This is a genomic window from Pseudobdellovibrionaceae bacterium, assembly GCA_015163855.1.
GTDB lineage: Bacteria > Bdellovibrionota > Bdellovibrionia > Bdellovibrionales > UBA1609 > JAAOIH01.
On sequence record JAAOIK010000024.1, the window covers coordinates 1 to 6,885 of the forward strand.

Annotated in this window: 9 protein-coding genes; 8 read left to right on the forward strand and 1 reads right to left on the reverse strand. The window is 37.6% G+C overall.

Features of this window, described 5'->3' with window-relative positions; translation table 11 throughout:
* Positions 1 to 344: 344 nt before the first annotated feature.
* The 8 genes from rpmF (at position 345) to HAW63_03045 (ending at position 6,675) form a co-directional block, all read left to right on the forward strand.
* Entirely contained in the window at positions 345 to 545 is a 201-nt protein-coding gene (rpmF, locus tag HAW63_03010) for a 50S ribosomal protein L32 (protein ID MBE8162937.1), read from the forward strand.
* 39 nt (positions 546 to 584) lie between these two features.
* Positions 585 to 1,577 (forward strand): ketoacyl-ACP synthase III, encoded by a 993-nt coding sequence (locus HAW63_03015; protein ID MBE8162938.1) that lies wholly within the window; start codon positions 585 to 587, stop codon positions 1,575 to 1,577.
* A 26-nt stretch (positions 1,578 to 1,603) separates the two neighbouring features.
* Positions 1,604 to 2,542 (forward strand): ACP S-malonyltransferase, encoded by a 939-nt coding sequence (fabD, locus tag HAW63_03020; GenBank protein ID MBE8162939.1) that lies wholly within the window; start codon positions 1,604 to 1,606, stop codon positions 2,540 to 2,542.
* Between the two features lie 16 nt (positions 2,543 to 2,558).
* On the forward strand, positions 2,559 to 3,308 hold the full coding sequence (locus tag HAW63_03025; GenBank protein MBE8162940.1) for an SDR family oxidoreductase: 750 nt from the start codon (positions 2,559 to 2,561) through the stop codon (positions 3,306 to 3,308).
* Positions 3,309 to 3,386: 78 nt separating this feature from the next.
* Positions 3,387 to 3,614, forward strand: a complete 228-nt coding sequence (locus HAW63_03030; protein MBE8162941.1) for an acyl carrier protein — start codon at positions 3,387 to 3,389, stop codon at positions 3,612 to 3,614.
* A gap of 77 nt (positions 3,615 to 3,691) precedes the next feature.
* Positions 3,692 to 4,927 (forward strand): beta-ketoacyl-ACP synthase II, encoded by a 1,236-nt coding sequence (fabF, locus tag HAW63_03035; GenBank protein ID MBE8162942.1) that lies wholly within the window; start codon positions 3,692 to 3,694, stop codon positions 4,925 to 4,927.
* A gap of 9 nt (positions 4,928 to 4,936) precedes the next feature.
* Positions 4,937 to 5,434 carry an RpiB/LacA/LacB family sugar-phosphate isomerase gene (locus HAW63_03040; protein ID MBE8162943.1) on the forward strand — a complete coding sequence of 166 codons (498 nt, stop codon included), beginning with the start codon at positions 4,937 to 4,939 and terminating at the stop codon, positions 5,432 to 5,434.
* Positions 5,431 to 6,675 carry a serine hydroxymethyltransferase gene (locus HAW63_03045; GenBank protein MBE8162944.1) on the forward strand — a complete coding sequence of 415 codons (1,245 nt, stop codon included), beginning with the start codon at positions 5,431 to 5,433 and terminating at the stop codon, positions 6,673 to 6,675. Before HAW63_03040 ends, HAW63_03045 begins: the two co-directional genes overlap by 4 nt.
* A 99-nt stretch (positions 6,676 to 6,774) precedes the next feature.
* Here HAW63_03045 and HAW63_03050 read toward each other — a convergent pair.
* A partial coding sequence (locus HAW63_03050; protein ID MBE8162945.1) for a M23 family metallopeptidase occupies positions 6,775 to 6,885 on the reverse strand: 111 nt, incomplete at its 5' end.

The following is a 6,885-nucleotide window of genomic DNA, read 5'->3' on the forward strand; positions in this document are numbered from 1 at the left end:
GAGGTCATCAAAAAACTCTACCCAATATTTTAACGCTTTTGTTTGTGACTGCTGTTGTGAGTTCATTATGTAGAAATATTATGTTACAATCCTAACGAGGTCAACCTTACCCAATTTAGAGGAACAGACCTCTTGGGGTCAGACCCTTTAGGGGGTAGTCCCTAAGGGGGTAGTCCCGGGGGTAGTCCCTTAGGGGTCTGTCCCTCCTTCGCCTTGCTACTGCCTTTGTCTCGCTTAGAATTGCACTTGCGCTTTTTGAAAAAACTTGTTATTTATTTGCTTGCTTAATAAAAGTATTTATTTGCTTGCTTGCTTAATAAAAGTAAATGTTAAAGAGGTAAACTATGCCACAGCCGAAGAAAAAGACATCTAAATCTAGAAGAAACATGAGGCGCTCTCACGACGGATTAAGCTCTAACTCTCCATGGACTTGTTCTAAGACGGGAGAAATGCACCAACCTCACCGTGCTTATCAAGGCGATGATGGAGCTTTTTATTACAAAGGCAAAGCCATTTCTGCTGCAAAAACTAAAGACGAGGCCTAACCTTTACCGCTCCTTTTAAAGGTTATAAAATCATTTCTTATGACTTTATTTAAAGCTTACATTAAAGGGACAGGATCTTTTTTCCCTGAAAAAAAATTAACTAATCAAGATTTAGAAAAACTAGTAGACACTAATGACCAGTGGATACAAGAGCGAACGGGAATTTCTTCTCGTAGTATCGCTTCTGATAACGAAACCACTAGTGACCTTGCTTACAAAGCGGCTTTAAAAGCCATTGCTGCAGCAAACATAGATAAAAACGAAATTGATTGTATTTTACTAGCCACTGCTACTCCCGATTACCCTATGCCTAATACCTCTTGCTTAGTGCAACATAAATTAGAAATTCCCCACTGCCCTGCTTTAGACATGTCGGCGGCTTGCTCGGGTTTTATTTATGCCCTATCGGTTGCGAACCAATTTATTCAAACCGGTACTTACAAAAATATTTTAGTAGTGGGAGCAGAAATATTACATAATTTTGTTAACTACACAGACCGAAACACTTGCATTTTATTTGGTGACGGTGCTGGAGCCTGTATTCTTAGTAGAAATGAAACAAAAGACGATAGTGGGATTGTTTCTCATCACCTTAGTGCCGATGGGTCACAAAGTCACTTACTAGAGGTTCCCGCAGGTGGGTCGGCCAAGGTTATTACCGCAGAGGTGTTAGAAAAAAAAGACCACTGTGTAGTTATGAAAGGCAAAGAACTGTTTAAAGAAGCAGTTACTAGTATGAGCCGCCGTTGTATGGAAGCTTTAGAAAAAAATCAATTAACTGCACAAGATATAGATTGGGTAATACCTCATCAAGCCAACACTCGCATTATTAATGCTGTGGCCAAGCAACTAAATGTTCCTTTAAATAAAGTGGTTAATGAAATTAAAGACATGGGAAACACATCGGCTGCCACCGTTCCCATGGCTTTAGATATTGCTGTTAAAGATGGTCGTATAAAAAAAGGACATTGGGTTTTACTAGTGGCTTTTGGGTCGGGGCTAACCAGCGGCAGTGTGTTATTAAAATATTAAATTATTTAATAATCTAAAGGACAATAATGAAAGCAGTACTGTTTCCTGGACAAGGTAGTCAACATCTTGGCATGGGAGAATTTTTATATAAAAATTTTAAAAGTACAAAAATATTGTTTGAAGAAGCTAGTGACCTTTTACATAAAGATTTTAAAAAACTATGCTTTTCCTCTGACGAAGACACTTTAAAAATTACGACCAATACGCAACCCTGCCTTTTATTAGTTTCTTTTTCTAGCTTTAGTGTACTAAAAAATATATTGGGTTTAGAGTTTTCTTATCTTGCAGGACACTCGGTGGGAGAGTATGCAGCCCTTGCTGCAAGCCAAGTTATGTCTTTTTCTGATAGTTTACAGGCGGTGCAAATTCGCGCTAACACTATGGCTAAAGCACCCACGGGAGGCATGACCGCCATTATGGGGTTACAAGCTAACGATGTTGACCAACTGTGCGAAAAAGCCAGCGCAGCCACTAATGCCTTAGTAAGCCCCGCCAATGTTAACTCCCCAGAACAAATAGTTATTAGTGGCGAAACTAAAGCTTTAACATGGATACAAGAAAACAAATCGCATTTTTATAAACAAAAAAAATGGAGAGCCATTGCGTTAAAAGTATCTTCGGCCTTTCACTCCCCTTTAATGAAAAAAACCGAAACGGCAATGACCGAGCATTTAAATACTATTGATTTTAAGGATGCACAGCATTTTATTTTGCCCAATGCAGACCCTCTTCCTATAAAAAAATCTACAGAATTAAAAAAGCGTTTGTGCCAACAAATTTGTGCTCCTGTACAATGGGTAAAAACCATGGATAGTTTAAACACAAACAAAATACAAATTTGTGTAGAAGCAGGGCCTGGAAAAGTGTTATCTAGTTTAATGAAAAAAACCTATCCTCAAATTACTGTTTACGGTATGAATTCTTTACAAGACATTAAATTAATAGAGGATAATTTTTGTAAATAACAAAAAAGGATTACTTATGAGCTTACAAGGAAAAAAAATTGTAGTAACTGGAGCCAGTCGAGGCATCGGAAAAGCCATTGTACTTTTGCTTGCCAAACAAGGGGCAAGTTTAATTTTTAGTTATGCTAACAATAAAGCGCTTGCCGAACAGGTTTTAAAAGAAGTACAAAGTATTTCTCCTAATTTAGAACACAGTATATTTCAACTACACTTAAATAATTTAAATACTATAGAAAACCAAGTTGCAGAATTAAAAAAACAATGGCCACAAATAGATGGCCTTGTAAATAATGCAGGAGTTACTTGTGACCAAATTTTTCCTTTAATGAAAGAAGAAGATTTTGTTAGTGTTATACAAACCAATCTTTTAGGTACAGTATTTTTAACAAAACAATTATTAAAACCACTAATGCGAAGTAACCAAGCCAGCATTGTAAATATTAGTTCTGTAATTGCACACATTACTCAATCTGGACAAAGTAACTACGCTGCTAGCAAGGCAGGGCTTGAAGCTTTTTCTAAATCTTTAGCTACCGAGTTGGGAAAAAAACAATTGCGTGTTAATTCCATTGCTCCTGGTTTTATAAAAACCGACATGACCAACAAACTATCCGAAGAACAAAAAACCGAAATTTTAAAACAAGTTCCGTTAAAGCGTTATGGCGACAGCATAGAAGTGGCACAAGTTGTTCGCTTTTTACTAAGCAGTGAATCCTCTTATATTACTGGGCAAACACTGCATGTTAACGGCGGTATTTTTGGATAACAAACTTCTTGCAGGAATTTAAAACTTAGCTTAGAGTTAATTTAACTCTTACAAATACCATAAAAATGGAGATATATTATGAAAGATAAAGTTATTCAAATTATTGTAAATCACCTAAATATTGATGCAGAAAAAGTACAAACAAAATCTTCTTTTATAGAAGACCTTGGGGCAGATAGCTTAGATATTGTAGAAATTGTAATGAGTTTTGAAGAAGAATTTGGAATTGAAATTCCAGACAGCGATGCAGAAAAATTAAAAACAGTTCAAAATGTAATCGATTACTTAGAAAAAAATGTTTCGTAATTTTTTTTACTTTATTAATTCTGCTAAAATTATTTATACGCTTTAATATTTTTTAAAATAATAGCGCCGGTATTTGTATGTCTAAAAAAAGAATTGTTATTACAGGGCAAGGTGTGCTTAGCCCTGTGGGAAATACTCTTGCCACTTTTTGGGATAATTTAATTCAAGGAAAATCGGGCATCACAAACATCACCCAATGCCCTACAGATAATTTAAAAGTTAAAATTGCGGGCGAAGTAAAAAACTTTAACCCCGATGAAGTTTTAAATAAAAAAGACCAAAAAAAAGTAGACCGCTTTATTTTACTAGGCCTGGGTAGCGCTACCCAAGCTATAGCCGATTCGCAACTACAGTTTTCTGACGAACAAGTTATACAAGAAACGGGTATAATTTTAGGAGTTGGCCTAGGAGGTTTGCCCACTATCGAAAAACAGGCAGAGCTGTATTTTTCTGGAAAACGAGTTAGTCCTTTTTTTATCCCCAGCATAATATCTAACTTACTACCAGGGCAGATTAGTTTAAAATACCCTGTTAAAGGCCCACAGTTTACCACAGCTTCGGCCTGCGCCTCGGGAGCCCATGCCATTATTACCGCCGCCAATTACATCCAACAAGGCCTTTGTAATCGTGTGATTACTGGAGGGTCTGAGTCTACTATTTGCCACTTAGCTATGGAGGGCTTTGCCTCTATGAAAGCTTTGTCTACAAACAATGAAAACCCCCAAGAGGCCAGTTGTCCTTGGGATAACCGGCGTGATGGCTTTGTATTAAGCGAAGGTTCTGCTAGCCTTATTGTAGAAGACCTAGACACCGCCATTAAAAGAAAGGCTCCTATTTATGCAGAACTAGTGGGTTGGGGAATGTCGGCCGATGCCTATCATATTACCTCCCCTCAACCAAAAGGAGATGGAGCTGCACTAGCTATGAAGTTAGCCTTACAGCAAGCACAAATTAGCCCCCATAAAGTGGATTATATTAATGCCCATGGAACCAGTACCCCTATGGGAGACGCCATCGAAACCCAAGCCATTAAAACAGTTTTTAAAGACCATGCCCATAAGTTAATGGTAAGTAGTACCAAGGGAGCTATGGGGCACACCTTAGGCGCTGCGGGAGCCATAGAAAGTTTAGTTTGCATAAAAAGCTTAGAGACACAAACACTTCCCTGTACTTTAAATTTAAAAAACCCTAGTGAAGATTGTGATTTAGACTATATTCCTAATCAATCTCGTGAAACAAAAGTAAACTATGTTTTAAATAATAGTTTTGGTTTTGGAGGAACTAATGCTTCCCTTATTTTTAAAAAATACTAATATTTAAACATGTCCACCTCGTCTATTTTTATTAGCTCCGATCATGCAGGAGTAAAATTAAAAACTTTTCTTTTAGAGAATTTAAAATTCCATTCTCTTATAAACTTAGGCCCCGATACAGAAGACTCGGTGGATTACCCCGATTTTGCCGACTTAGTTTGTAAAAAAATACAAGACCACAATAAAGATAACCCAAACCTAACTAAAGGAATTCTTATTTGTGGCTCTGGACAAGGCATGGTAATGCGCGCCAATAGATACCCTTTTATTAGAGCGGGTTTATGCCATAATTCTTACTCGGCACAATTAGTTAGAGAACATAACAATGCCAATGTTTTATGTTTAGCTGCAAGGCCCACCTTAGAAAAAGAAAATGCAGAGTTTATTAAAAACCCCGCGACAGTAAATAACAGACTCTTTGCCAATGCCTTAAAAATAGTAGAAAGTTTTTTAAGTACAGAGTTTAAACATGGACGACATAGCGCGCGCGTAAGGAAATTACAATGAAAGACCTTATTACCACCGACCCTCAACTTGCGAGTATTATTGCCTCCGAACAAAAGCGACAAGAGTCGGGGTTAGAAATGATTGCTTCCGAAAACTATTGCTCCCCTTCGGTAATGCAAGCTCAAGGTTCTATTTTAACCAATAAATATGCAGAGGGCTACCCTAGTAAACGCTACTACGGTGGCTGTGAATGGGTAGACCAATCAGAAACTTTAGCCATTAACAGAGCGAAAGAATTATTTAAAGCCGAGGCAGTGAATGTGCAAGCCCACTCGGGATCGCAAGCCAATATGGCCGCTTACTTAAGTTTATTAAACCCTGGCGATGCTATTTTAGGAATGGACTTGTCTCATGGAGGGCATCTTACCCATGGGTCTAAAGTTAATTTTAGTGGAAAGCTTTTTTCTTTTTCCTCTTATGGATTAGACGAAGATACGCAGTTATTAAATTATAATAAAATTGAAGACTTAGCAAAAAAACATAAAGTAAAACTTATTGTTGCAGGCTACAGTGCCTACCCTAGAAAAATCGATTTTCAAGCCTTTGCCCAAATTGCTAAAACTACTGGTAGTCTTTTAATGGTAGACATGGCGCACTTTGCGGGGCTTGTGGCTACAGGTTTACACCAAAGCCCCATAGATTATGCCGATGTAATTACCAGCACCACTCATAAAACTTTAAGAGGTCCTCGGGGAGGATTAATTTTATGTAAACAACAATGGGCTAAAAAAATTAACTCGGCCATATTTCCAGGAATTCAAGGCGGACCTTTAGAGCATGTTATTGCCGCCAAAGCGGTGGCTTTTAAAGAAGCTTTGCAGCCTAATTTTACTACTTATATGAAGCAAGTGCTAAAAAATGCTAACGTTTTAGCAGAGGTTTTGAAAGAGCGAAACTTTTCTATCGTAACCAATGGCACCGACAATCATCTTGTTTTAATAGACCTATCTAAACACTCCAGCGGACTTACAGGAAAAGACGCCGAAGAGTTACTGGGCCAAGCCCATATTACAGTAAACAAAAACACCGTGCCCAACGAAACACGAAGCCCCTTTGTTACCAGTGGCTTGCGCATTGGCAGCCCTGCCCTTACTACCAGAGGAATGAAAGAGCCGGAAATGAAAATTATTGCCAACTATATTGCCGACTTAATAGAAAATGCAAAAAAGGAAAAAACCATTCAAAATATTAAAGGGCAAGTGGAAGAACTTTGTAAAGGCTTTCCTTTGTTTAAATACTAAATGGCAAGTGAAGAAACTTTGTAAAGGCTTTCCTTTGTTTAAATACTAAAAAATAAAAGTTAATAAAAAAAACAGCTTAACTGACTTAAAAAAATAAAACTATCTTTTAGCTACATTAGAGTGAAACACTAAGTAAGCACTAGGGTCTACGGGTTGCCTAAATCGTAATAATTCGAAATGCAAATGCACGCCTGTAGCTCTTCCACTAGA